The organism is Kribbella sp. CA-247076 (genome assembly GCF_050942445.1).
Lineage (GTDB): Bacteria > Actinomycetota > Actinomycetes > Propionibacteriales > Kribbellaceae > Kribbella.
In genome coordinates this window covers 3,274,049-3,299,748 of the sequence record NZ_CP192051.1, presented here as the reverse complement: position 1 = coordinate 3,299,748, position 25,700 = coordinate 3,274,049, and the positions used below count along the sequence as shown (strand labels likewise).

21 protein-coding genes and 1 riboswitch are annotated in these 25,700 nt (G+C 69.1%); of the genes, 4 read left to right on the top strand and 17 right to left on the bottom strand.

Features of this window, described 5'->3' with window-relative positions; all coding sequences use genetic code 11:
- Positions 1 to 37: 37 nt before the first annotated feature.
- Together ACQPYZ_RS15610 and ACQPYZ_RS15605 are read right to left on the bottom strand one after the other, a co-directional pair.
- The gene (locus ACQPYZ_RS15610; protein WP_433168765.1) at positions 38 to 463 is read right to left on the bottom strand and encodes a DUF805 domain-containing protein; all 426 of its coding nucleotides are present in this window, start codon (positions 461 to 463) and stop codon (positions 38 to 40) included.
- A 179-nt stretch (positions 464 to 642) separates the two neighbouring features.
- Entirely contained in the window at positions 643 to 1,311 is a 669-nt protein-coding gene (locus tag ACQPYZ_RS15605; RefSeq protein WP_433168763.1) for a class I SAM-dependent methyltransferase, read from the bottom strand.
- Between the two features lie 477 nt (positions 1,312 to 1,788).
- Here ACQPYZ_RS15605 and ACQPYZ_RS15600 point away from each other — a divergent pair, with 477 nt between their 5' ends.
- Together ACQPYZ_RS15600 and ACQPYZ_RS15595 are read left to right on the top strand one after the other, a co-directional pair.
- On the top strand, positions 1,789 to 3,669 hold the full coding sequence (locus ACQPYZ_RS15600; RefSeq protein WP_433168761.1) for an SCO7613 C-terminal domain-containing membrane protein: 1,881 nt from the start codon (positions 1,789 to 1,791) through the stop codon (positions 3,667 to 3,669).
- Positions 3,670 to 3,744: 75 nt separating this feature from the next.
- Positions 3,745 to 5,286 (top strand): PfkB family carbohydrate kinase, encoded by a 1,542-nt coding sequence (locus ACQPYZ_RS15595; protein WP_433168759.1) that lies wholly within the window; start codon positions 3,745 to 3,747, stop codon positions 5,284 to 5,286.
- Between the two features lie 34 nt (positions 5,287 to 5,320).
- Here ACQPYZ_RS15595 and ACQPYZ_RS15590 read toward each other — a convergent pair whose 3' ends face one another.
- Positions 5,321 to 6,211: a hypothetical protein gene (locus ACQPYZ_RS15590; protein WP_433168757.1), complete on the bottom strand. Its 891-nt coding sequence runs from the start codon at positions 6,209 to 6,211 to the stop codon at positions 5,321 to 5,323.
- A gap of 461 nt (positions 6,212 to 6,672) precedes the next feature.
- Here ACQPYZ_RS15590 and ACQPYZ_RS15585 point away from each other — a divergent pair, with 461 nt between their 5' ends.
- On the top strand, positions 6,673 to 6,828 hold the full coding sequence (locus tag ACQPYZ_RS15585; protein ID WP_158290890.1) for a hypothetical protein: 156 nt from the start codon (positions 6,673 to 6,675) through the stop codon (positions 6,826 to 6,828).
- Positions 6,829 to 6,905: 77 nt separating this feature from the next.
- On the top strand, positions 6,906 to 8,309 hold the full coding sequence (locus ACQPYZ_RS15580; protein ID WP_433168755.1) for an amidase: 1,404 nt from the start codon (positions 6,906 to 6,908) through the stop codon (positions 8,307 to 8,309).
- On the opposite strand, the gene ACQPYZ_RS15575 is transcribed toward ACQPYZ_RS15580, so the two are convergent.
- The 14 genes from ACQPYZ_RS15575 to ACQPYZ_RS15510 all read right to left on the bottom strand — a co-directional run bounded on the left by ACQPYZ_RS15575 (position 8,293) and on the right by ACQPYZ_RS15510 (position 25,641).
- A complete protein-coding gene (locus ACQPYZ_RS15575) occupies positions 8,293 to 9,330 on the bottom strand; it encodes a hypothetical protein (protein WP_433168753.1) in 1,038 nt (345 codons plus the stop codon). The two genes, ACQPYZ_RS15580 and ACQPYZ_RS15575, sit on opposite strands and share 17 nt — an antisense overlap.
- 38 nt (positions 9,331 to 9,368) lie before the next feature.
- Positions 9,369 to 10,817, bottom strand: a complete 1,449-nt coding sequence (locus ACQPYZ_RS15570) for a hypothetical protein (protein WP_433168751.1) — start codon at positions 10,815 to 10,817, stop codon at positions 9,369 to 9,371.
- A gap of 103 nt (positions 10,818 to 10,920) precedes the next feature.
- On the bottom strand, positions 10,921 to 12,669 hold the full coding sequence (locus tag ACQPYZ_RS15565) for an IucA/IucC family protein (RefSeq protein WP_433168750.1): 1,749 nt from the start codon (positions 12,667 to 12,669) through the stop codon (positions 10,921 to 10,923).
- Complete coding sequence (locus ACQPYZ_RS15560) at positions 12,666 to 13,958, bottom strand: lysine N(6)-hydroxylase/L-ornithine N(5)-oxygenase family protein (protein ID WP_433168748.1); 1,293 nt, start codon at positions 13,956 to 13,958, stop codon at positions 12,666 to 12,668. Before ACQPYZ_RS15560 ends, ACQPYZ_RS15565 begins: the two co-directional genes overlap by 4 nt.
- Position 13,959: 1 nt before the next feature.
- On the bottom strand, positions 13,960 to 14,505 hold the full coding sequence (locus tag ACQPYZ_RS15555; protein ID WP_433168746.1) for a GNAT family N-acetyltransferase: 546 nt from the start codon (positions 14,503 to 14,505) through the stop codon (positions 13,960 to 13,962).
- Positions 14,502 to 16,130 carry an IucA/IucC family protein gene (locus ACQPYZ_RS15550; protein ID WP_433168744.1) on the bottom strand — a complete coding sequence of 543 codons (1,629 nt, stop codon included), beginning with the start codon at positions 16,128 to 16,130 and terminating at the stop codon, positions 14,502 to 14,504. Before ACQPYZ_RS15550 ends, ACQPYZ_RS15555 begins: the two co-directional genes overlap by 4 nt.
- On the bottom strand, positions 16,127 to 17,617 hold the full coding sequence (locus ACQPYZ_RS15545; RefSeq protein WP_433168742.1) for a pyridoxal phosphate-dependent decarboxylase family protein: 1,491 nt from the start codon (positions 17,615 to 17,617) through the stop codon (positions 16,127 to 16,129). Before ACQPYZ_RS15545 ends, ACQPYZ_RS15550 begins: the two co-directional genes overlap by 4 nt.
- Before the next feature lie 178 nt (positions 17,618 to 17,795).
- Positions 17,796 to 19,091, bottom strand: coding sequence for a serine hydrolase domain-containing protein (locus ACQPYZ_RS15540; RefSeq protein ID WP_433168740.1), 1,296 nt, complete (start codon positions 19,089 to 19,091; stop codon positions 17,796 to 17,798).
- Positions 19,091 to 21,937 carry an aminomethyl-transferring glycine dehydrogenase gene (gene gcvP, locus ACQPYZ_RS15535; protein WP_433168738.1) on the bottom strand — a complete coding sequence of 949 codons (2,847 nt, stop codon included), beginning with the start codon at positions 21,935 to 21,937 and terminating at the stop codon, positions 19,091 to 19,093. Before gcvP ends, ACQPYZ_RS15540 begins: the two co-directional genes overlap by 1 nt.
- A gap of 71 nt (positions 21,938 to 22,008) precedes the next feature.
- Positions 22,009 to 22,098, bottom strand: a riboswitch (glycine riboswitch).
- 15 nt (positions 22,099 to 22,113) lie between these two features.
- Positions 22,114 to 22,974 (bottom strand): dihydrodipicolinate synthase family protein, encoded by an 861-nt coding sequence (locus tag ACQPYZ_RS15530; RefSeq protein WP_433168736.1) that lies wholly within the window; start codon positions 22,972 to 22,974, stop codon positions 22,114 to 22,116.
- Positions 22,975 to 23,024: 50 nt separating this feature from the next.
- A complete protein-coding gene (locus tag ACQPYZ_RS15525) occupies positions 23,025 to 23,528 on the bottom strand; it encodes a MerR family transcriptional regulator (protein ID WP_433169692.1) in 504 nt (167 codons plus the stop codon).
- 318 nt (positions 23,529 to 23,846) lie between these two features.
- On the bottom strand, positions 23,847 to 24,341 hold the full coding sequence (locus ACQPYZ_RS15520) for a bifunctional nuclease family protein (RefSeq protein ID WP_433168734.1): 495 nt from the start codon (positions 24,339 to 24,341) through the stop codon (positions 23,847 to 23,849).
- Positions 24,342 to 24,419: 78 nt separating this feature from the next.
- Complete coding sequence (ftsR, locus tag ACQPYZ_RS15515) at positions 24,420 to 25,118, bottom strand: transcriptional regulator FtsR (protein ID WP_433168732.1); 699 nt, start codon at positions 25,116 to 25,118, stop codon at positions 24,420 to 24,422.
- A complete protein-coding gene (locus ACQPYZ_RS15510) occupies positions 25,105 to 25,641 on the bottom strand; it encodes an FHA domain-containing protein (RefSeq protein WP_433168730.1) in 537 nt (178 codons plus the stop codon). The genes ftsR and ACQPYZ_RS15510 overlap by 14 nt, the downstream gene beginning before the upstream one ends.
- Positions 25,642 to 25,700 lie beyond the last annotated feature (59 nt).

Here is a 25,700-nt window from a genome sequence, read left to right as displayed (position 1 = left end):
GGCGATTTCTCGCCGGGGGCGCGGGGCGTTCGGTAGCTCAGACCGTCGGGTAGCCCGGCTCGGCGGGACCCGCACCCGGCTGGCCGAAGCGCTCGGCGGCCTTCGGGTCCGGACCGTACTGGTTGTCACCGGCGGTGCCCTCCTGGGCGGCCAGCACGATGAACCAGATGAAACCGACACACGGGATCAGGTTGATCAGGATCCACCAGCCGGAACGGTTCGTGTCGTGCATACGCCGGACGCCGACCGCGATCGACGGAATCAGCACGGCCAGGCTGTAGATCGTCGACAGCCAGCCGGACTGGCTGGCGCCCGAGCCGTAGGTCAGGCCGAGGGCCCGGTCCAGGATGCTCAGGATGATCGACACGATCACGTTGAAGAGTACGAACATCCAGTACTCTTTGCGCCGGGCCCGCCCTGAGAACACGGCGTACTTCTTGAGGACGTCGATGTACCACTGCATTGCTGTTTCTCCGATGGTCGAAGGTGAGACGCGGACTGAGCCTGTCGGAACCGGTCGGGTTCGTCAATGCAACTTTTCGCTTTGGTGACCACACCGCAATCTGCCGCGCCGCAGCTAGAGCCAACTTCACCTTTTCGGAACCGGGCCGGTGCTAGACCCGGCTCCAGGTCGCCGGTGTTTCAGCTTGCAGGGTTGGGTTTCGCGAGCGCGACCCGGCGCATCCGGCGCCGTCCTTCGGCGTACGACGTGGTGTCGTCGAGCCGCCAGCGGTCGGCGAGCTCCTCGACCAGGGCGTCGTCGAAGAACCGGCCGGCGAAACCGTCGTGCTCGGACAGCCCGTCCTCGAGCTCCCGCCAGTGCCCGGCGCACGGATCCTCCGCCGACCACACGGCGTACACGAACAACCCGCCGGGGCGCAGTACGCGGTGGATCTCGGCGACCAGCGACCGGAGCTCGGCGCGGGAGAAGGCCATGTTCAGCAGGATGTTCGCGAACACCGCGTTCACGGTCGCGTCGGCCGGCGGCAGCGGATCGCGGACGTCGTGCAACGCGGCGGTGACCCGATCGTCGAGCCCTTCCCGTTGCGCGTCCCGCCGTAGCTGGTCCAGCGCGGACTCGCTGAAGTCGGTGGCGTGCACGCTGAAACCCTGCTGGGCCAGGAAGAACGCGTCGCGGCCCTGGCCGGCGCCCAGCTCGAGGACGTCATCGATGCCTGCGGCACCGAACGCCCCGGCCGCCCACCGCGCCGCCGCCGACGGCTCGGTCCCGTGCAGGTGCGGATGCCGTGCGTACGCCGTCTGCCAACGTTCCTGCTGAGCCCTCGCGAGCTCGACATGTCCAGTGTTCATGGTGCTCCCCGTGTTCGTCACGCCGGTCTGGACGACCGGCAGACCGCAGCAGCCTACGTCACGAATTGAGTAGACGTACTCACGCGGGCGCCCGTTCCTCGACGCGAGAGTGAGGTGAGACTCAGGAGGAATGTCATGAACGCACCTGTTGCCGCCCCGTTCCCGTGCCCGTCCTGTCACACGCTGCTACACCTCACCGTCGAACCCGCCCCCAGACCGGCGCCGCCGCCCCAGCCCTACCCGACGCCACCACAGTCCTACCCGGCACCCCCGCCTCCACAGCCCCACCGGGCAGCCCCGCCTCCACAGTCCCACCCGGCATCCCGGCCGCCGCAGTCCCGCCCGGCGCCGCCGCCGCTGTTGCCTCCTGCGCCGGTCTACCCGGCTCCGCCCGCACGAGGCATCGCCCCACCTCCGTCACCGCCGCCCGCGCCGCGACCGCGGCCAGTTCGCCAGCCGGCTGCGACCTTCCAGCCGATGCCCGCACCGCCCGAGCCCGAGCGCCGTCCAGCCCCACCGCGCCGGCGGCTCAGCCCACAGGCCACCCTGCTCAGCCTCGGCGTACTCCTGCTGCTCGCGGCGGGTGTCACCTTCCTCGCGGTCAACTGGGACAGCCTCCCCGTCGCCTTGCAGGCCGGCATCATCGGCACCCTCGCCGCCTTGGCCTTCGCCGGCTCCGTCCCGGCGACCCGGCACTCCCTCGCCGCCTCGGCCGAAGCACTCGCCATCCTCGGCTGCGGCCTGCTCACCGTCGACCTGTACGGCGCCCGCGCTCTCGGACTGATCCCGGCGGACTCCGTCGACGGCCTCACCTACAGCGCGATCGTGTTCGGTGCCGTTGCCCTGGTCAACCTCCTGATGACGCGCCTGGCGCCTAAGGTGGTCACGTACGGCGTCACCACCGTGGTCGCGGGACAGTTGCCCTTGCCACTGATCCTGATCGACCGCGTCAGCCTCCCGTGGCTGCTCGCGGCCCTGCTCGCCCAGGTCGTCGCCACGCTCGTCCTGTCCGCGCGAGGTACGGCGCTCGTCCGTCGTACCGGCGCCCTCACCTCGACCGTCGTGTTCACCGGCATCCTCGTCACCGGCATGGTGCGCACGTTGCTCGGCCTGTTGACCAAGTACTCCGCCGACTACCGCGACTTCGCCGGTACGTCGTTCACGTCGACGGAGCTCACCACAGTGATCGCCACCACCGCCGTCGTCTGCGTCGCCGCGATCACCGGCATCCTGATTCTCCGCAAGCGACCGCTGCTGGACCCGCCGGGCATCGGCGAGGCGGCCTGCGCGGTGGCGGCCGGCTTCGCGGTCGCGACGTGCCTCCCGCAGGTGCCCGGACCGGGCCGGTGGTTGACGACCGGCGTGGCCACCGCCCTCGCGATCGCGGTGATCCTGCGCGGCCGCCGTACCGGCATGGTCTCGTTGGTGCTGCTCGCCGCGACCACGACCGTTGCCTCGGTCAACCTGTTCTTCTGCCTGTGGCTCGCCGACGTCCGGCAGCTCGGGTTCATCGCCGGGATCGTCGCCGTACTGGCTGTCCTCGCCGCCGTCCGCGCGGTGGTCGACGCAGTACCGGCCGCGGGGGTCGCGAGTCTGAGCGCGCAGTTCGCCGTCGTCCTGTTCACCATCGACGGGTTCATCGGCCTGTGGGCCGGCGCGATCAGCCTCGCCGTGATCGGCGCCTGCGGCATCGGCCTGGCCACCCGGTACGTCGGGCGGCCGCTGGAGCGGGTGCTGATCGGCTCGTCGGCGGTCGCCGTCCTGATCGCCGAGACCATCGCCGTGCTGGTGTCCGCGGACGCCGGCACCGGAACCGTGCTGACCATCGCCGCCGCGCCGCTGATCGCCTACGGGATGAATCCGGCCCGCCGGGTCGCCCTGCTGGTCGCGGGGCTGCTGCTGATCGTCGCGAACACCGCGTTCGTGCTGGCGGCCGGCGGAACGACGATCGAGTGGTTCACCGTGCCGCCGGCCGTCGTCATGCTCGCGATCGGCGTGCTGGCCTGGCGCGACCAGCCGAGCTGGATCTATCTCGGGCCGGGCCTGCTGATCGGCCTGGTGCCGTCGGCATTGATTGCCAACGGCAACGATGGCTGGATCCGGGTCACCTGCGTGGTGGTCGTGGCCGTGGCCGTGATCGTGCTCGGCGCCCAGCTCGGTCTCCAGGCGCCGTTCGTCGTCGGCGCCGCCGTCCTCGCCAAGGTCGGCGTCTGGCAGTTCCTCGAGGTGGCCCCGCTGATCCCGCGGTGGATCACCCTCGGTGCCGCGGGCGCGGTGCTGCTCGCCGTCGGAGCGACGTACGAACGCCGGCTGGCCCAGGCCAAACAAGCGGCGCGCTGGTTGTCGGCACTGCGATGACGCGCGCAGCCGGTTTCCTCCGTGGCCCTACGATCCGCATACTTGGTTCGAGGAGAAACGCGACCCGGGGGCCGGATGACCAACCGCAGCGACAAGCAGACGGCGGACGTGCTGCTGCTCGCCAGTGTGCTCGAGAAGCTGCGGACCCATGACGGCCTGACCGTCGCCCGGCTGCACGCGAACCGGACCGGGATCGCGGCGCCGCTGATGGAGCTGGCCGCGACCCGCCGGTTCGCCACCGTGCACGAGCTCGACGTCGCCTCGGCCGCGTTCGACCTGGTCGCCAACTGCGTCCGCGACGATCTGCACGGCACCCAGCAGATCGTCGCGGACGCGATCCTGGCGCTCGGCCTGCACACCGATACGCACACGCACGCCGGGCTCGACGAGCGCATCACCCGTTCGCTCTACAGCACCTCGCTCGGCCGCCGGCGCGAGACTCTGCTCAACCACTGGCACCGGCTGCACGAGGTCATCGGGCACCAGCCGCCCGAGGCGCCGAGCGACCGCGCCCTCCGGGGTACGACGGAGCCCGCCGTACTGCGGGAGCTCGCCAACCAGCTCATCCGCCGCGACATCTATTCCGTCGGCTCGAAGACGGTGGTGATGCTCGACGCGGTTCCGCCGCCCGACGTGACCCCGGCCGGCCGGGTGATCGTGGTCGGCGGAGCAGTCATGGACGCGACCTTCCGGACCAAGACGCTGCCCGCCCCGGAGACGTCGAGCGAGGCCTACAGCTTCGACCTCTCCCCCGGTGGCAAGGGGCTGAACCAGGCGGTCGCGGCGGCGCGCCTCGGCTTCCACACGTCACTCGTCGCCGCGATCACCGACGACCGCTTCGGCGAGGAGATCCTCCAGCACCTGCGCGACGAGGGCGTCGACACGTCCCTGGTGAAGCGGGTGCGCGGGCGCCGTACGCCGTTCACCGGAGTGTTCGAGAAGGAGCTCGGCGACAGCATCGCGGTCAACTGGCGGAACCAGAACGAGGTGTACCTCGCGCCCGAGGACATCGACGAACGAGCCGAGCAGTTGGCCGGCTGCGACGCGCTGCTGCTCACCTTCGAGGTCCCGCGGGAGGCCATGCAACGGACCCTCGCGGTCGCCCATCGCGATCCGTCGAAAAGGCCGCTCAGCATCGTGACGCCAGGTCAGCCGTACGTCGACGAGCGCATCTCCCGGGACACGTTCGGACTAATCGACTACCTGGTCGCGCATCCCTGGGAGCTGGGAAGCTTCGCGTCCCAGGGGTACGGCCCGTTCGACCCCGACCCAGTCGCGCGGAACCTGCTCGCCTTCGGCGTCGAGACGCTCTGCCTGCTGGTCAACGGCGGCTGCACCGTGTACTCCGGCCCGGCGCACGACGTCATCAGCGTGCCGACGATCCCGTCGATCTACAAGGAGGCGTCGGCTGCCCGGGACGCGTTCTGCGCGGCGCTCGCGGCGAAGCTGATCGACAACGACCGCAAGTTCTCCGGGCAGGTGGCGCTGTGGGCCGCCGCGGCGATGTCCTGCGCGACGGCCGACTTCCCGCTGTCCAACTCGATGCCCGACCGCCAGCGCATCGACGCACTGCTCGCCCGCTCGCCGTTCACGGTGAACGGCGGGGGCCTGGTCTGAGCCTCGCGCCGGCGTCTGCCAACCTCCCACAGGGTCAGCGGCGGAGGCGGCGCTGGTTCTCCTCGGGGACGACCTCGGTCTCGCCGCGCAGGCGGCAGCAGTAGATCACCGAGTCGAGCAGCTTCGCCCGGCTCTGCTCGAAGCGCCCGCGCGGATTGGCCGCCCGCAGCTCGACCAGGTTCGCCCCGCCGAAGCGGGTCCGCAACTGCCGCGGGCTCGCGTAGATTCCGTCGACGTACAGGTAGGGCCGCGCCTCGATCGACATCCATTGCTGCCAGTTGGCCGCCCGGTAGCTCGCCCCGACGAAGCCCAGGTTCGGGTCGACCGCGGTGGTGAGCAACTGGACCGACGGAATCTCGCGCCGGATCACCTGCCGCACCTTTGCCAGCAGAAAGGAGATCGCATTCGGCGGCGCCACGTCGAAGGAATAGACCCGGGATACGTCCCAGGCCGCTCCGAGTGGTACGCCGAACTGCGACTGCAACTGCCGTCCGACCCGCATCCATTCCAGCGGGGTGACACTGCACAACGTCACCGGAAGCCTGTTCACCGGGTCCACCAGCGCGAAGTTCACCGAGCCTTCGCGCGCACTTCGCAGGTAATGCAGCCGGCTGAAGATCTGATCGGCCTGACTGTTCCCCAGGCGCACGAAACGCAGGTCGGACAGCGGGAACTCGTCTTTCGGAATCAGGCTGTCGATCGCCTTCTGGTCGGCGCGCAACCGGATCGCATTGCGTTTCAGCTCGCCGATGACGGCATTCCGGCTGACGGTCCCGTTCGGCCGGGTCGTCCGCGGCAGGTGAAGCAGCGTCCGGACACTCAGGGCGCGGCCGGGAACGTCGTACCGGCCCGCGGCTCCGGCCAGCAGGCCGGCGAAGTCCGGTGCGTGCCTTCGGCAATCATCCAGCGAAAGTCGGGCCACCACGGGCGTCACGGGAACTGCTGGTTCTACGGGGACTGGGAGCGGCGGGACGACCGCTGGAACCGTCGGCTCGACGGCGCTGATCACCACGCGAAGAATGCTAGCGGACGGTTGCCGAGTCCTCGCAACTTCCCGGCATGACGTGTTTTGGCGGCGTGTTGCGTCCGGAACTGCCAACTGCTGCCAGTTGGCACGCCGGAACTGCCAACTGGCAGAAAAGGGTACGCCGACGCCTGCCAGCGTATCGCCACGGCCGCCAAAGCGGCTGCCAGGGCTCCGGACCGCGCTGCCAAAATCATGTCCGGACAAAGAGGGCGATGCCAATTTTTCTGGATTGACAACCGATTGTCGTGACGTTCACTGAAAGCGTAACCAGTAACGCCGGACCGCCGACTCACTCTAACCCAGGAGCGGCGAAAGACAAGCACCCAAGGGAAGTGAACCGAAGGAAAAGAGGAAACGCCATGCCTCCCAACGAATTCGTCGCGACCATCGTCGTGCTGGCCAGTGCGATACTCCTGATCTCCTTCTGGAAACAGATTCTGTTCATTCTGCTCTTCGGAGTGGTCATGGTCTTCTGCTTCGGCCTCTACAACGTCGCCACCGCGATGGGACGCTGAACACCACCGCATCACCCGTACTACTCGACACCCGCCCGGGACTCCCCGGGCGGGTGTTTTTTCGTAGGCTCGCGGATGTGAGTGACTCCGCCGCGGATCTCAGCCTGACCGAGGTGCTCCCTTTGCTGGAGCAACGCACCCTCTCCGCGCGCGAACTCGTCGAGGACTGCCTGCGCCGGATCGACCTGGCCGAGCCCGCGGTCCGCGCCTTCGTCACCCGGACCCCCGACCTCGCTCTCGAGGCCGCGGACCGCGCCGACGAGGCTCGTGCGGCGGGCGAGCCGGTCGGCGCACTGGCCGGCGTACCCGTCGCGGTGAAGGACGTCTTCCTCACCAAGGGAGTGCTCACCACGGCCGGCAGCCAGGTGTTCGCGAGTTACGTGCCTGCCGAGGACGCGGCCGTCTGGGAACGTCTCGCGGCCGCCGGTGCGGGCCTTCTCGGGAAGACCACCACACACGAGTTCGCCTACGGTACGGCGTCCACTCCGACGGCCAACCCGTGGGACATCCGTCGTACCCCGGGTGGATCGTCCGGCGGATCCGCGGCCGCGCTCGCAGGCCGGATGGTCCCGATCGCGACCGGCACCGACACCGGCGGCTCACTGCGCATCCCGGCCGCCGCGTGCGGCGTCTCCACTCTCCGCAGCGCCCGCGGCCGCATCTCCCGGTACGGCGTGATCCCGTTGAGCCCGTCGTTCGACGTCGCCGGCCCGATGGCTCGCCGGATGCTCGACATCTCGATCCTGATGCGCGTCCTGGCCGGCCACGACCCCCGCGACCCGGCCACGCTGGATGAGTCGGCGCCGCCGTACCCGCTGGAACCACCCCGCGACCTCACCGGCACCCGCATCGGTCTGCCGATCGAGATGTCCTGGGAGAACGTCGACGAGCGGATCGCGGTCGTCTGCCGAGAAGCCCTCGACCTACTGGTCGCCCTGGGCGCCGAACTCGTCGAGATCGAGAACCCGCCGAATGCCAAGCGCGTGCTGGAAAAGTCCACCGGCGTGTTCGACACCATCAACGAGTCCGAGGCCCACCAGATCCACGACGCGCTGGTCCCCCACAGCCACCTCTACACCCCGCAGGTCCGCGAACGCGTCCGCAAAGGCGAACGCATCAGCCGCCAGCGCTACGACGAAGCCCTCCGCCTCCGCGCCCAGTGGACCCGCGACTGGCGCCGGCTGATGGAGTCCCACCGCCTCGACGCGCTCGCCCATCCCACCATCGACGCCGCTCCCCCGCTGATCGACCACTCCCGCCCGCCCAAAGGCCCCCGCATCCGCCTCTCGGTCCCCTGGTCCATCGCCGACTTCCCCGCCCTCAGCGTCCCCGCCGGCCTCGACGCCCGCTCCCTCCCCGTAGGCCTCTCCCTCGCCACCCTCCCCGAACGCGAAACCAACCTCCTCAGCCTCGCCATCCGCATAGACGAAGACCTCCAACTATGGCGCCACGGTCCCCCGACAACTACCTCGGTGAACTGAGCACAGCCCCACTCAAAGCCAACAACCCAGCCCCAACGAGAGCTGCCGCGATCCGGAGCGACAGCGGAGAGTCCTCCCCAAGGATCGCCGGCAACGCCACCAGAACTGCGCCCGCGCTGGCCGCGGACCACCGCCGCAGGGTGCGCGACTTCGACCGGTTCACGACGAGTGGAAGGCGAACGTGCGCCGGGATCGTGGTGGCGCCGTTCCTTTCGCTCGCCAGACTGATCTTGACCCCCGAGAGCGTGTCGAAGTTCTGCGCGGCTGGATGCAGCCAGAACTCGACCGAGTCGTACCTGAGCGCGACCCGGTAGACGTCGTCGGAGGCCACCCGAATGTTGGTGCCGCCTGTCGTGCAGGTCAGCTTGAATTCGGCCTTCGGCGCGTACTTCTCCCCGAAGATGTTCGTATCGATCCGCAGGGACTGACCATCGACCGTCCTGATCCGGCCCTCGTCGTCGAACCGCAGCTTCTTGTTCTGCTTGGTCTCGAACGGTGCGACCCTGAGAAAGTACGAGTTCTCGAACGTCGGATGGAGAGCGAGCCGCCGCGCGGTGGCGAGCCACCGCTCAGGACCATCGTCAGTGACCTCTTCCGGCATCTGCGGAAAGGACGAGGTGGCGGGGTAGAACCGCGAGTTCTCGTTCATCATCAGCTGGCTGACGGTTGTCCTGCTCTTGGCGACGATGTCCTGCAACGACAGCGGATATTCGTGTTGAAGATTCACATAGCCGCCGAGGCGCAGTTTGAAAATGAACATATCGGCGATGCACTCGGCCCTCGCGACCGTCGCGTACCGGACCGGCAGGATGAAAGGGTCGCTCCCGCTGGCCACGAAGCCCAGTACAGCCGGCAGACGCTCGGCCTTGCGGCTAGGCACGGCACGCTGGAGCGCCGGTTCCACCCACCGCTCGCGATACCGGAATTGAACGATCGTTCCTTCCGGCGCAGCCAGTACGGTCTGGATATCCTCGGCGTAGCGCTGACGGTCATCAGATGAGAGCAGCATGAGACTTTTCACTGGTCCCCCTCCCCGGTGCGCCGAGGTCGGCCGCAGCCTCAGCTCACAGAATCGTGGGTCACTCCTTGCCGTCGGTGCAGCGCATCATCCAGGACCTCAAATCGGGACCAAACCTTTTGGTGCGTAGGCAGTTGGTCGATCGTCAGTCGCTCGACCGCCTCGTACTGGATTCCCCAGTTCGCCAGCAACCGATGGTCCTTGCACATGCCAGGCTGACCTCCGGACGCATGGTGAAACTGGCGAGCTACGTCGATCACCAGTCGGGTGTCTTCACCTGTCATGATTTCTACCCAGGAATGACAGTGCTGATACTCCACCTCCGGTTCGGACCAGAACACAGTGCCATAACAAAACATCGCCTGGATCTGATGCAGACGTTTGAGTTCACGCACGATCCACACCGAACTCACGTCACACTGTCCGTTGCACCGCTCCGACCAGCATTCATTGCGTTCGTCTGACCATGCGGACTTCAGCGAACGTATGAGCCGCTCGAGCGTTGCCTCCAAATGGTCTGTTCGGCCGGCGACGAGGACGTTGCACCAGTAGTCATGGTCGGAGATCCGAACGACGGCGCTCCCTGCGGTCAACTCTGCCTGTGTCACCCGGTCCAAACCCCGTGCCATCAACATGTTCGGCGGTGTCTCGACATCGGAGAGTCGCGTGCTTGTAGCCAGCCGACGGGTTGTGTAGTGACCGCGGTCGTCGTACCCGTAGCAGACGGGCGCGGCGGCGAACTCGCGAAACCCGGACGCACGATAGACACTGCCGGTGAATCCGAGCAACGGGTTGTATGCCGTGAGCATGACACGAGCACGACTGGCCTCGCGCACCGCACGAATCACATGCTTGGTCATCAAACTCATCACGTTGGCAGGCAGACCAGGCAGCCCGTACATGCGAGTCAGAACGACGACCTCGTCGGCTTCATAGCCGCTCAACGGGAGTCCGTCGATCATGTACGGCCGGTCACATCGCGAGAGAGCGATGTACGCGATCGGTGACTCCGCACCAGGCAGAAAGAGGCCAAAATGGAGGTGCGTATCGCCCCGCAGAGCTCTGAGGTAGTGCATCTCTGCCTGGTAATGAAATCCGATACTTGGCTTGAGCCGCTCGAATCTCAGCAGCAACGGTGGGGCATCTGCAGCCTCCAGCCAAAAACCCCGTCGGCACCAGTAGTCGGCACCTTGAAGCAGTCGCAGTTGCGCGGAGTCTGCGATCAACCCTTGCTCGCGCTGGATTGCCATCGCGCGGGCCAAGGCGATCGGAAGGACCTTGTCGTAGGCATCCTGGTGGCGCGACGGATGGAGAAGCGCAGGTTCGACCGCGGGGAGGTGTAGGCGTAACTGTCGCTCCAGTTCCTTTGCGGAGATGCCTATTTTGTCAGCTTCTTTGATGACCTGTTGTTTGATGGCGGCAACGCAGGCGTCGATCTGAGCCGCAACGAACGTTTGAGGCGCCGACAACACGCCCTGGCCATGAGCCATTCCCCGCTCCATCTCGCATGGCGAGCATGGGCTACCTCGCATGCCGATCTCGTGCCTGGAGTCCCCCGCCCCGAGCCGACTGCTCGGTAGGCGAACACTATTGCTACCAAGAACGCGCTGGCATCAACGGGGTCACGGTTGATATCGGATTGGAAAGTTTGCCAGTACTCGGGATGGGTGGTCTGGTATCCAGGTCCGCGTAGCCGAGGGTTAGGCGGTAGCCGTTGAGGGGGTAGCGGGCGAAGGTTTCGGCGAGGAGGGCGGTGGCTTCGAGGCGGGCGGCGTGCTGGGGGAAGGTCTCGGTGTAGAGCTCGATCTCGCCGCGGACCAGGCCCCAGAAGTCGGTGGGCTGGAGGAGGTCGGCTTCTTCGAGGAGGTTGGCGAGGGGGTTGAGGACGCCGAGGAGGAGGGCGTCGACGAGGTACTGGCGGAGGATGTGCCAGGGCTTCCGGGGCAGGACCCGGGTGTGGGAGTCGGGTTCGATGCCCCGGGCATCGACAGGATCGGTGGAGACGTTGATGTCGTCCACGAGGTCTTTGACGACGACGCGGGCGGGGAGGCCTTCCGGGCCGCAGATAACGGCCAGGTTCTCGCCGTGCGGGTTCACGGTGATGCCGTAGTGGTGCATGAGGTGGAGAAGCGGGCGCAACACCGCGGACAGGAGGTGCGACACCCACTCGCGAGGTGACGCGCCGGACTTCTCGATGAACGCCTGGACGAGCGGACCTTCAGGCGTGGTGTGCAGTACGGCGGCCAGCGCCCAAGCGGACTCGTTCGGGTGCAGCCGTGGGTCGAGTGGGTCGCGCCAGATGCAGCCGAGCGTCTCGGTCCACTGGTACGGGATGCCGGGCGCGCTCGACAGTTGCGGATGCCGCACGGTGACGGACGCGACCTCGCCGAGGAGTTCGGCGCCGAGCCGGCCGAGCACCTCGTCGCGGTCCCACAGGCCGCGCAGCCACTGGGTGATCATCGGGGCGGCCAGCGTGCAGTGTTCCGGGATGCCGCGGTAGACCGAGGTGTTCAGGATCTTGAGCGGCAACTTCACCTGGTAACGATCGGAGCGGGTGACGTTCACCATGGTCCGGATCGATTGGGTTGGAAGGTAGTCGTCCGAGCCTTCGCCGAGGACGACGATCTCGCCGGTCGCGAGTTCGCGGGCCCACTGCGTGCGGATGACGTGGTCCAGTTGCCAGGGGTGGCACGGGAGCCAGACGTACGTGTCCGGGTCGTCCAGACGGGCGCGAAAGGCCTCCACGTCAGCAGGATCAAGCGAGCGGTGGATGACCGAATGCTCGGAGAGATCAGGCGTTCCACGGAACTCCGCGAGCCCACGCCGTACGGCGAGCCACACCAGCCGGACCGGGGTCCGGGCCTCAGGTGCGTAGCGCTCGCTGTCCGAAGCGGAGAACCCGAGCCGCCCCTTGTTGGCCACCAGCAACGGATGCCCGATCAGATGCCCTTCCAGCCGACTGTGATGCATCCCAAGCAGCTCAGCGCGGTCCACGGCCGTGGACGCCATCCGTACGTCGGCCGCCAACGTGCTCGCCAGTTCGGCGACGTACCCAGCGACCGTCGACCCGTCCAACCCCAGTACGTCGGACGCGTCGACGAGGAACTGCACCGGGTCGACAGCGACCTCGCTCTCGTCGTTGCCCAGGATCCCGGCCGTGGTACGTCGTACGGTGCCGGGGACGACCCGCCAGCTCCCGAAGGCGCCCCGGGTCGCGGTGAACGTGTAGGACACCGCACCGAGATCCAGTCGATTGTCGACCGGCTGCAGCAGGTTCTCCGTGCAGAACTGGGAGATCAGCTTCGCCAGCAGCTCCGACGAACACTGGGTCCAGACACTCATCCGGGGATGCTGAAGCTCGTGAAGGCGGTGGACTTCGGCAGCCGGAACACCTCGCGGCCGGCGACCGCGTTCAGGATGGTGGCGTTGCGGATGGCCCCGATCCCGAGGTCCGGTGCGGCGACACCGTGGCTGTGCAGGTCTGCGTTGGAGACGAACAAGCGCCCGGTCAGCTCGTCGGTGGTCTCGACGCTGTGGTTGCGACTGATCAGCCAGCGCCCGGACGCGTCACGTCGGATCTGGTCGTCGAGTGATGCCAGGAAGGGCAGCGGGCGGTTGCGGTACCCGGTGGCGGCGACCACGGCGTCGGTCAGGTGCTGGAAGGTCTTGCCGCTGTCCGTGTGCAGCAAGGTCATCTCGATCCCGTCCGCGCGAGCCACGGCGGACGTGACGGCCACACCGCATTGCAGCTCGACCGGTGCGACCGGTTCGGCGCCGAGGTCGCGCCGGTAGAGCACGTCGTGGATGTCGTCCAGGGTGTCCGACGAGATGCCCTTGTAGTGCCGCCACTGCTCCTTGACCAGCTTGTCGCGCGTCGGCTCCTCCAGTGCGTGGAAGTAGTCGACGTACGACGGCGTCGTCATCTCCAGCACCAGCTTCGAGTAGTCCAGCGGTGCGAAGGACGGCGTACGAGTCAGCCAGGAGACGGCAGGGCCACCGGCGGCGTTCGCGCGCAGCAGGTCGAGCGCGCACTCAGCACCCGACTGACCCGACCCGACGACGGTGACCCGACCGGCACGCAGGAGGTCGTCGCGACGGAACAGGTAGTCCGCGGAGTGCAGGAAGCGCTCCTCCGGCAGTCCGGCGAGTGCAGCCGGTACGGCGGGCTCGGTGCCCACCCCGACGACCAGGTGCCGAGCCGTGAACGTCTCCGTCGAGTCACCGCGCTCCACGGTCAGCTGGAACAGCGAACCGTCCCAGGAGACCTCGGCGACGTGGTGACCGAAGTGCAACGAGTCCAACTGCGCGGCGCACCAGCGCAGGTAGGCCTCGTACTCACGCCGGGTCGGGTGGAACTTCTCCCGCACGTAGAACTGGTACAACCGGTCGTTGTCGCGCAGGTACGACAGGAACGACAGCGGATGCGCCGGCTCGACCAGGCTGACCAGGTCGGCCAGGAACGAGACCTGCAGCATCGCGTCGTCGAACATCAGCCCGCGGTGCCAGGTGAACTCCGGGCGGCTGTCCAGCACCGCGAGGCGTACGTCGTCCACGCCGTCGGCCAGCGCGGCCAGTCCGAGGTTGAACGGCCCGCAGCCGATCGCGATCACGTCGTAAGGGGCGGTGCTCATGTCATGCCTCCACGGTCCGGGTGCGGACCATCAGTAGTGCGGTCTTCTCGGGGAGCTGTAGCTCTCCCTGCCTGACGAACCCGGCCGCGGCGAACGCGCGGACGGACGGCGTGTTGTCGATGTCGGGCTCGGCGACGACCCGACGGCAGTCCGGGTCGGACGCGAGCAGGGCGTCGGCGAGTGCGCTCAGCAGTTGACGCCCCAGCCCACGGCCGACCCGGGTCACGTCACCGATGGCGACGTGGACTCCCCAGTCGTGGTCGTCGCAGGCGTAGTAGTCGGCCAGCCGGTCGTGCCTGACCCGGTAGAGCTCGACGTACCCGACTTCCACGGAGTCGACCGAGACCACGCACGGAGTCGAGTGCTCCCCCGCCGACTGCTCGCTGAGCTCCTCCGCCCATCGCTCGACCGACCAGTCCTGGTGCCACCAGCGGCGAATGTGGGGCTGCGCCATCCAGAACGCGATTCTGGCAGCGTCCTCAGCGCCCGCGGGCCGGAGGTCGAAGCCGTTGTCCAGGTGCAGCATCGGGCCGACGTCGCACCTCATCGCAGCGGGTTCGGGATGTCGAGATAGACCGACTGGGCGTCGAGCGGCGCGACCACCTCGTCGATGCCGCGCAGCCGCGTCAGCATGTTCGCCTTGCAGGGCAGCGTCTCCGACTCCAGCCACCGCCGCGCCAGCCGATCGCCATCAGGTCCGGCGGACTTCAACAGCGGCAGGGCCAGGGTCAGCCGATCCCGCACCACGCTCAGCAACTCGGACTCGTCACCGACGCCGTCGTACGCGAGACAGCCGACCACCGCGAGCGCCTGGTTGTGCAGCAGGTAGTACGTCAGTCGATCGTCGACAATCGGATCATCGACAACTGCGAGCGTCGAGTCCCGCAAGCCGGTCACCGCGAGCAGACCCCGCAGGTACGACGACGCCAGGTAGTACCCCTGGTTGTCGCGGTACGCCCCGCCCTTGATCCGGCCGGCCCCGTCCAGCCGGACCAGCGTGTTCTGCTGGTGTGCCTCGAGTCCGATGCCGGTCTCGGCGTACAGGTGCAGCATCGGGATCAGCACACTGCCGATGTACGTCGCGACCCAGCCGGCCGGGTCGTCCGCGGCGTACTCGCTCAAGCGGCTGATCCCACCCGGCCGCGGCGCGACCAGACCGGCCAGGCACGCGTAGCTGTCGACGTCGGCGGGCACCTCGCGGACGGCGACGTCCAGCCCGGTCAGCGTCGGGCCGCCCTCGTCGAGGGCCACCCACGCCGGATCCCGGACGATGGTGAACCGCGGGTGCGCGGTCGCCGTACCGGCGTTGTACGCCGCGTCCAGCAACCGGTTGATCTCCAGGCCGCGGCGCAGCTCGGTCGGCGTGGACTCGCGCCGGGAGTTCGTGATTCGCAGGCCGAGCGAGAGCTTGAGCATCACCGGCAGGTCGGGGTGGTAGACGGTCCGCAGGCTCGAGGTCGGATACCACTGCGCACCCTGCGGGCCGAGCGCCTTCACGCGTCCCGCGGAGATCAGCTCGGCCACGCGCGGGCGCTGCGCGACCGCTGCGGCCTGCCAGGGGTGCGCCGGGATCAGCACCCGGCCGGCGGACGGCGTAATGCCGGCCAGCGCGCCCATCAACTGCAAGGCGTCCAGTCCCTGCAGCGAGGGCGCGCCGGCCACCTGGTCCGACGACACCAGCTCGGCGTCGGCTTCGAACCAGTGCACCGCGAAGCGGCCGCCGAGCTCGGGCGAGTACGCCGCCAGCTCGTCACCGCTCAGCCCGTCCCGGCTCTTCGGTGCCGGGTGGTTCAGATGACCGAACAGCAGTGCCTGCTCGAGCTCCAGGAAGCGACCCGGTCCGCGTTCACCGTCCGCCTTCGCGACGAACAGCTCGACGTTGCGGACCGACTCCGCCGTCCGGGCCGCGAGATCCTCGATCTCACCCGCGTCCGCGCCCGCGGACAGCACCCGGACCAGTTCCTCGGGCGCCGGCGGCACCCCGTCCACGAGTACGTCGGTGAACTGGTGCAAGCCGGTCCTGGACGCGTGCTCGACCCGGGCGGTCACGGTCGACCCGCCGGCCTCGAACGTCAGCGGTCCTACCGCGACCGGCACGGCCGACTCGCGGGTGTAGCACCGCAGGATCGCGTTCAGGTGGGCAGCTACTGCTGTGTCAGCCGGTAAGGTCACGCCGCTCCTTCGCCACTTCCTGCCCGGACGTCGAGGCCGGTGGCCACGACCTGGTCGAGCAGGTCCTCGATGTCCGACGCGGTGGCGTTCGGGTTCAGCAGCGTCAGCTTCAACGCGACCGCCGCCGGACGGCCGCCCCGGGCCGGCAGCTTCGTCCGGCCGATCAGCACCCGCCCCGACGTCAGCAACCGGCGCCGGACCTCACCCTGGAGAGCGTCCACGGCGGCCGCCTCCAGCCCCTGCCCGGCGACCCGGAACAACACCGTGGTCAGGGTCACCGGCGCCAGCAACTCGAGGTTGCTGTCGGCAACGACCCGGGCCGCGGCGGCGTGCGCGAGCTCGTGACAGGTGTCGAGCATCCTGCCCAGTCCGGCCCGGCCGTATGCCGTCAAGGTGGTGGCGACTTTGACCGCGTCCGGGCGCCGGGTGGTCTGCAGGCTCCGGCCGAGGAGCCCGTCCAGCCCGGAGTCGATGTCGTCGGCCGGGTTCAGGTAGTCGACCGACCGGCCGAACGACGCGAACCGGTTCCTGTCGGCCACCAGCAGCACGCTGGTCGCGGCCGGCTGCCAGCCGATCTTGTGCAGGTCCAGCGTCACCGAGTCGGCGTGCGCCAGGTCGGCCAGCAGCGGCGCGAGCTGGTCGGAGAACAACGCCCCGAACCCGTACGCCGCGTCGACGTGCACCCAGGCGCCGTACTGCCGGGCCAGCGCGGCGATCGGCGCGATCGGGTCGACCGTCCCGTAGTCCGTCGTACCCGCCGTGGCGACCACCGCGACCGGCGTCCGGCCCGGCTTGGCGAGCTCGTCGGCCAGCACGTCGGTGCGCATCCGGAAGTTCTCGTCGGCGGCGATCGTGATCGCGGCGTCCTCCCCGAGCCCGAGCGCGGCGCAGGCCCGCTGCACCGAGAAGTGCGCCAACTCGGAGCAGAACACGACCGGATGGTCGAGCCCCTGCAGCCCGTTGCGCCGGACGTCGACGCCGAGAGCCGCGGCGGCGCTGTCGCGCGCGATCAGGACGGCCAGCAGGTTCGAGATCGAGCCGCCGGGAGTGAGTACGCCGTCCGCGTCCGGACCGAATCCGGCCAGGCCGGCCAGCGCCTTGACCACCCACTTCTCGATCGCCAGCGTGGCCGGACCGGAGTCGTAGGTGTCCATCGAGGCGTTGCTCGCGGACGCCAGCGCGTCCGCGTCGACCGCGACCTGCAACACCGGCGGCTGCAGGTGGGCGGCGGCGTGCGGGTGGCTCAGGTCGATCCCGTGGTCGGACAGCAGACCCGCGATCAGGTCGAGTGCCGCCGATTCGCCGACACCGGTCGAGGGGACGCGCGGCTCCCCCAGCACGTCGGCGGTCCGCCGCAGTACCTCGGCAGGCGATCCGGCCGGCAGCGGCCCACGGCCCGGATCGGAGACGGTCGTGGCCAGCGGCCACGAGGTGAACGGGCTGCGTACCGGGGCGGGCAGCGCAGTCAGACGCGCGGGTTGCGGCATCCAGATCTCCCGAAGAAGTTGTTAGGTAAACCTTAGTAAGGCGCACCTAACTTAGTCCGCCCGCGCAGTACCGTGTCAACTCCGGTCCGTGTCGGCCCACCCCCTGAAACGCCACGCACCAAGCGAAACCACGACACGATGTGTCGAGCTTCACGTGGCCGACGACTCCCCAGGGAGGTCAGGCGTCGTACGGGGTGCGGGTGAGGACGAACGTCGCGACGTTCAGGTGGGTGCGGTCGCCGTGGCGGACGACGCGGAGTTTCTCGCCGGCGAGGTAACCGTCGCGGCCTCGGTAGAGGTCGGGGCCGAGGGGCGAGAAGCGGGAGGTGAGGGCGCCGGTGAGCTGGAGGATGCCGCCGCTGACGGACATGGTGACCGGGGAATTGCCCCAGTACCAGTGGCCGAGCAGGTCGGTGCCCTGGTCGAGAGGTGGTTCGGGGACCCACTCCTGCGGCAGCACCGGCTCGTGCGCGACCAGGATCTCCAGCAGATCGGGCGGGAGGGACGCGACCCGGCCGTACGTCGCGTTGCCGAGCGTCACCGCGCCGATCCGGCGGACGCGGTCGACGAACAGGCCGGCGAGGAAGCCGGGCATCGAGCCGGTGTGACCGATCAGCAGGTACGGGTCGTCGGCGATCAGTCGCAGCCCCAGCCCGTACGACGCGGTCAGCCCTTCCCGTGGATCGGCGGCCGCCGGCGCCGCCATCTCCTCCACCGAATCGCGGCTGAGCACCTCGTAGACCGGATCGATCCAGAACATCGCGTAGCGGGCCAGGTCCTCGATCGTGCTCCACAACTGCCCGGCCGGCGCCATCGCACCGGCGTCGTACGCCGGCTCCTCCAGCAACCGACCGCTGAACGGATGCACGGAGAACCCCTGCGCGGCCGGCTCCGACGGGAAATACGACGTACGCCGCATCTCCAGCGGATCGAGAATGCGCTCCCGCACCAACTCGAGCCAGGACGAGCCGCGCAACCGGGCGACGATCTCACCGAGCAACCCGTACCCCAGGTTCGAGTAGTGGTGCCGCCGGTCGGCCGGACCCGCGGCCTGCGACTCGTCCATCGCCGCGGTCAGCTGCTCGAACGAGACCCCGGGGTTGCGTTCCCACCAGTCGCCCTCGGGCTCGGCGTTCATCCCGCCGGAGTGCGCGAGCAACTGCCGGATCGTCCTGTCCCCGAACGCGATCCCGGGCAGGTGCTTGCCGACGGCATCGTTCAGCGCGAGCAGCCCGTCGTCGCGGCACTGCATCACCAGGATCGCCGTCATCGTCTTGGTGATCGACCCGATCCGGTACTGCACGTCCGGACCGGGCGCACCGCGGTCCGCGGTCGCGAACCGCCCCCGCGACCCGGTCCACACCAGCGACCCGTCGCGGACCACCCCGGCGTTGACCGTCGGCAACTTCCACTCGCTCTGCGCCGCCGCAATCTCGGCGAACAGAGCAGCGGCGGTGTCAGGGCGCAGGGTCATTACTCGAAGGCCTCCGGGGACGGGCAGGAGCAGATGAGGTTGCGGTCGCCGTAGGCGCCGTCGATGCGGCGGACCGGCGGCCAGTACTTCGACGTGCGGTCGACCGAGCGCGGGAACGCGGCCTCCTCGCGGGTGTACGCGTGCTCCCACTTGTCGTTGATCACCGACGCGGCGGTGTGCGGCGCGTTCACCAACGGGTTGTCGGCGGCCGGCCACTCCCCCGCCGCGACCCGGTCGATCTCGTGCCGGATCGCGATCATCGCGTCGCAGAAGCGGTCGAGTTCGCCTAGATCTTCGGATTCCGTCGGCTCGACCATCAGCGTGCCGGCCACCGGGAACGACATCGTCGGCGCGTGGAAGCCGTAGTCGATCAGCCGCTTCGCGACGTCGTCGACGCTGATGCCGGTCTCCTTCGTCATCGGCCGCAGGTCGAGGATGCACTCGTGCGCGACCAGGCCGTTCTCACCGGTGTACAGCACCGGGAAGACGCCCTCCAGCCGCTTCGCCACGTAGTTCGCCGTCAGGACGGCGGCCTTGGTCGCCGCGGTCAGGCCGGACGCGCCCATCATCCGGATGTACGCCCACGAGATCGCCAGCACGCCGGCCGACCCGAACGGCGCCGCGCTGATCGGGCCGACCCCGGAGTCCGGACCGGCCTGGTCCAGCAGCGGGTGGTTCGGCAGGTACGGCGCCAGGTGCGCCGCGACCGCCACCGGACCGACGCCCGGGCCACCGCCCCCATGCGGGATGCAGAACGTCTTGTGCAGGTTCAGGTGGCTGACGTCGCCGCCGAACTCACCGGGCCTGGCCAGCCCGAGCAGGGCGTTCAGGTTCGCGCCGTCGACGTACACCTGGCCGCCGTGGTCGTGGACGATCCGGCAGACCTCGGTGACGCTCTCCTCGTACACGCCGTGCGTGGACGGGTAGGTGATCATGATCGCGGCCAGCTTGTCGGCGTGCTCGGCGGCCTTCGCCCGCAGGTCGTCAAGGTCGATCGTGCCGTCGTCGTTGCCCTTGACAACGACCACCTTCATGCCGGCCATCACCGCTGAGGCGGCGTTCGTGCCGTGCGCGCTGGCCGGGATCAGGCAGACGTTCCGCTCGAGGTCGCCGCGCGCGTGGTGGTAGCCGCGGATCGCGAGCAGGCCGGCCAGCTCACCCTGGGAGCCCGCGTTCGGCTGGATGGACACCTTCGCGTAGCCGGTCACCTCGGCCAGCCAGCGCTCCAGTTGCCCGATCAGCTTCACGTACCCGGCCGCGTCCTCGATCGGCGCGAACGGATGCAGGTCCGCGAACTCCGGCCAGGTGACCGGCTCCATCTCGGTGGTCGCGTTCAGCTTCATCGTGCAGGAGCCGAGCGGGATCATCCCGCGGTCCAGCGCGTAGTCGTAGTCGGACAGCTTCCGCAGGTACCGCAGCATGGCGGTCTCGGACCGGTGCGTGTTGAACACCGGGTGGGTCAGGTAGTCCGTCGTACGACGCACCGCCTCGGGCAACGCGGTCGTGCCGAGCGAACCGTCGTACCGCAGGTCGAAGGCGTCGCAGACCGAGCGGAGCGCATGCGCGTCGGTCTTCTCGTCACAGGAGATGCCGACGTGGTCGGCGTCGACCAGCCGGAGCCAGACCCCGTTCTGCCGGGCGGCGTCCACCACGTCCGCGGCGCGACCGGGGACCCGGGCGAGCACCGTGTCAAAGAAGGTGTCGTGGACAACCTCCACCCCACCGGCGCGCAGCGAGCCGGCCAGCTTGGCGGCGTGGTCGTGCACGCGCTCGGCGATCGCCTTCAGGCCGTCGGGACCGTGGTAGACGGCGTACATCGACGCGACCACGGCCAGCAGGACCTGCGCCGTACAGATGTTGGAGGTCGCCTTCTCGCGGCGGATGTGCTGCTCGCGGGTCTGCAGCGCCAGCCGGTACGCCGGGGCGCCGTCGGCGTCCACCGAGACCCCGACGAGGCGACCCGGCAACGACCGCTCCAGACCGGTCCGCACCGACATGAAGCCGGCGTGCGGACCGCCGTAGAACAGCGGTACGCCGAAGCGCTGCGAGGACCCGATCACGATGTCGGCGCCGGCCTCACCCGGTGCCTCGAGCAACGTCAGTGCGAGCAGGTCGGACGCGACCGCGACTAGCGTGTCCCGCTCGTGCGCGGCGGCGATCAGCGGCTTCAGGTCGCGGACGACGCCGCCGGAGCCCGGATACTGCACCAGGAAGCCGAAGAAGTCGCCGTCGGGCAGGCCCTCGGTGGTGTCCGCGACGACGACCTCGATCCCGAGCGCCTCGGCCCGGGTCCGGACGACCGCGATGGTCTGGGCGAAGCAGTCGGCGTCGACCAGGAAGCGGTCGGACTTGCTCTTCTTGTTCGACCGGTGCGCCAGCGTCATCGCCTCGGCGGCCGCGGTGCCCTCGTCGAGCAGCGACGCGTTCGCCGTCGGCAGGCCGGTGAGGTCGGAGACCACGGTCTGGAAGTTCAGCAGCGCCTCGAGCCGGCCCTGGGAGATCTCCGGCTGGTACGGCGTGTAGGCCGTGTACCAGGCCGGGTTCTCGACCAGGCGGCGGACGATCACGGACGGGGTGAAGGTGCTGTAGTACCCCTGGCCGATCATCGAGGTGGCGACCGTGTTGCGCGCCGCGAGCTGCCGGAGCTCGTGCAGCGCGTCCACCTCGGAGGCCGGGTCGGGCAGCCGGAGCGCCTCGGCGGACCGGATCGACGCCGGGACGGCGGCGTCCACGAGCGCGTCGACGTCGTCGTACCCGAGCAGCTGGACCATCCGCGAGACCTCGTCCGGCCGGGGCCCGATGTGCCGGTCGGCGAACGCGGCCGAGATCTGGGGTGAGTTGTTCATCTAGAGGCTCCGTTGCTGACGTGCTTCCGGTCGCCTCCCCCTCTGTCACGCGCTGCGCGCTCCAGAGTCGCCTGTGGCACTCGGTCCATGGGCCTGAGAGGTTCCGGGGAGGAATTGCCCCTTCGGCGCCCGGGTCAACGGGTCTCTCCCGAATGCTGTGTACGGCGTGTCCGAGGCTACCAGGAATCCGCGAACAGTTCGGGCAGCAGGCTTCGCGCGGCCGGCCGGGCGGCCTCGACCTGCTCGCGGGTGGCCGACGCCATCGGCCAGCGCACCCGGGTGCCGACGTCGGCCCAGTCACCGACCGCGGCCAGGAACTTGTCCAGCGCCGGGTTCGACAACCCTGCCTTCTGCAGGGGTACGACGTGCTGCGCGAAGAACTCCGCGATCCGGCGCTCCACATCCAGCGACCCGGCCTGCCGCACCGCTCCGTTGGGCGAGAGCGCGGCGACGTTGGAGTAGCTGCCGTGCGCACCGAGTAGCGACATGCTCGCCAGGAAGTGACCGGGCACGAAGATCGACAAGCCGGACTTCGTTGCCTGGTCGAACCACGCCTTGTCGCCGCCCGCGGTCTTCAACCCGATCAGCGTCGGCACCGCGTCGGCCAGGCTCCGGAGCAGCTGAGGATCGACGCGGGTCTTCGCGTGCGGCGGGTTGTACAGGACGAGCGGGACCTCACCGGCCACGTCCGCCGTACGCCGGAGGAAGGCGAGCACCTCGCGGTCGTTCAAGGGCAACCAGTCGGGCACGATCACCTGGATCGCACCGGGCTCGAGCGCCGCGGCGCGCCGTACCCGCTCGAGTTGGACCTGGGCGGACGGATGGCTGGCGCCCAGCTGAAACGGTTTCCCGGTCGCCGCCAGCAGGTCGTTGATCCGGTCGAACTCGTCCTCGGTCAGGGTCTGGAACTCCCCCGCCGTGCCGTGGGCATAGAGGCCGTCCAGCTCGGTCGCGGCGAGTGTCGCCGCCTGCGTCTCCAGCCGCCGGAAGTCGATCGAGTCGTCCGCGTTCAGCGGCAGCAACAAAGTCGCCCACACACCGCGCAGCGATCCAGCGGTGAGTGGGCGCACAGGAGAAGAAGTGGAGGTCAGCCGGTCATGCGGGCGCGGCGGCGGGCGGCGAGCTCGTCGTTCGCGTGCGAATCGCCGTCCTCGCCGTGACCGTCGGCACGCTCGGTCGGCAGCTCGGACAGGGAGCCCTCGACCTCGCGCCAGACGCCACCGAGGGCGATACCGAACACGCCCTGGCCGCCGGCCAGCAGGTCGATCACCTCGTCGGGCGACGTACACATGTAGACCGACGCGCCGTCGCTCATCAGCGTGATCTGGGTCAGGTCGTCGATGCCGCGCTTGCTCAGGTGGGCGATCGCGGTCCGGATCTGCTGCAGCGAGATCCCGGCGTCCAGCAGCCGCTTGATCACTTTCAGCAACAGGACGTCACGGAAGCCGTACAGCCGCTGCGTGCCGGAACCCGTCGCCGGACGCACGGACGGCGAAACCAGGCCGGTGCGGGCCCAGTAGTCGAGCTGGCGGTACGTGATCCCGGCCGCGGCGCAGGCCGTCGGCCCGCGGAACCCGACGTCCTCCGGCATCGGCCGCAGGTCGTCGTCGAAGAGCAGACCCTGCACGCCGGCGGTCGCGGCCGCCTGGGCGTGTGCTTCGGACGTCGACTGCGCCGTCAGATCCGTGTCGCCGGTGCGTGTCACGCCTGAGCCTCCCTGGGTACCGACTGGAACGGGTCACATTCGTGGAGTGACGCCACCCCACAACTCCTTCAAGGTAAGCCGCCGATCAGGGAGGGTCAACGATCATCGCCCCTGGTCGGGAGCGTGTCGCAACCATGACCTCAATCGTTACCTGCCGTGCCTTGTACCAGACCGCTCAACTCTGTCCCGGGCTCACAGTCCCGGCTAGCTCTTGTCGAAGTCTTCCGGGGTCACCTGGTCGAGGAACTCCCGGAACCGCTCGACCTCCTCTTCCTCCTCCACCTCGTCCGCGCCGGTCGCCTCACTCTCCGGAACCGGGATCCCGGCCTCGGCCAGGATCTCCTCGGTGCAGAACACCGGCGTCCCGGTGCGCAGCGCCAGGGCGATCGAGTCCGACGGCCGCGCGGAGATCTCGGTCTTGTCGTCGAAGACCAGGATCGCCTCGAACACACCGTCGGTCAGGTTCACGATCCGGACCTGGTTGAGGGTGTGCCCGAGCACCCGGATCGTCTCGGCGAACAGGTCGTGCGTCAGCGGCCGGGGTGGCTCCATGCCCTGCTGGGCGAACGCGATCGCACTCGCCTCGGCTGCGCCGATCCAGATCGGCAGGTACCGCTCTCCGCCGACCTCCCGGAGCAGCACGATCGGCTGACTCGAGGGCATCTCGACCCGGACTCCGATTACGTCGACTTCGCGCACACCTTCAGCCTACTCCGCAGGCCAGCCCCGGGCAGGCCCACGGGTGCCCCGGTGGACAACCAGCTGCAACCGCCCGGCTCAGCGAGGGAGGCGGGAGCGGACGAGGGCCGCGTGCAAGCGGACCGCGAGGGCGGCCAGCTCCTCGGTCTGTTCGGTACGACGGGGGCCGGTGACCTGCTCGATCAGGCCGGCCTCGCGGTCGGCCGCCGTACGGAACGGACGCAGGTGCCGCGGCTCGATGCCGTAGCGGGCGAACTCGCCGACCAGCTTCGCCACCAGCAGCGCCTCGCCGTCGTAGTGGTTGCCGCGGGCCACCACCAGCCCGTGGCCCTCCACCTGGTCGAGCAACTCGGCCGGGACGTCCGCAGCCGCCCGCAGCTCCTCCCGGGTGAGTCTCAACTCGGTGCCGTCGGCACTGAAGTCCTCGGCGACAGGCAGTCCGGGTGGCTCGGGCAACGAGTCCGGCGCGACCGGCGGGCCGGCCGGCGCCGGGCGGAGGCCGCGGTCGATCGCGGCCAGGTGTTCCTTGATGACCTTCAGCGGCAGGTACCGGTCACGCTGCGCGGTCAGCACGTACCGCAGCCGATCCACGTCGGCGGGACTGAACTTGCGGTAGCCGGAGGCGGTCCGGGCCGGCGTCACCAGCCCCTCGGCCTCGAGGAAGCGGATCTTGGAGATGGTGACGTCGGCGAACTCGGCCTGCAGGACCTGCAGCACCTCACCGATGCCCCGCCCTGCGGCGGGGCCTTCGACGGCGGACGGCTCAGGCCTGGCCACTGGCGTAGTACACGAGCCGGTACTTGCCGATCTGCACCTCGTCGCCGTTGCTCAGCTGGACCTCGTCGATCCGGTCGCGGTTCACGTAGGTGCCGTTCAGGCTGCCGACGTCGCGCACCTTCACGCCGTACGCGTCCCGGCGGAACTCCGCGTGCCGGCGGGACACGGTCACGTCGTCGAGGAAGATGTCGCTGTCCGGGTGCCGGCCGGCGGTGACCACGTCGACGTCGAGCAGGAACCGGCTGCCCGCGTTCGGCCCGCGCTGGACGATCAGCAGGGCAGAACCGGCCGGCAGCGCGCCGACCGCGGCCTCGTCGTCGGGCGACAACGGCTCACCGGTGCGCTCCGGCTCCGGCTCGGCGCCGATCGGGGTGAGCATCGCGGTGTCGGTGACACCGGGCGTGACACCGGAGGCTGCCGGGGTCGCCGCCGGTCGGTCCGCGCCAGGGAGCATCGCTCCGCACTGCGAGCAGAAGCGGCTGCCCTCGGAGTTCTCGTGCCCGCACTGGTTGCAGAACGGCATGCTGTGATCCTCCCGATCGCCGGCGGTCCGGCGACGTTTTCGATAGACCCCGTATGAAC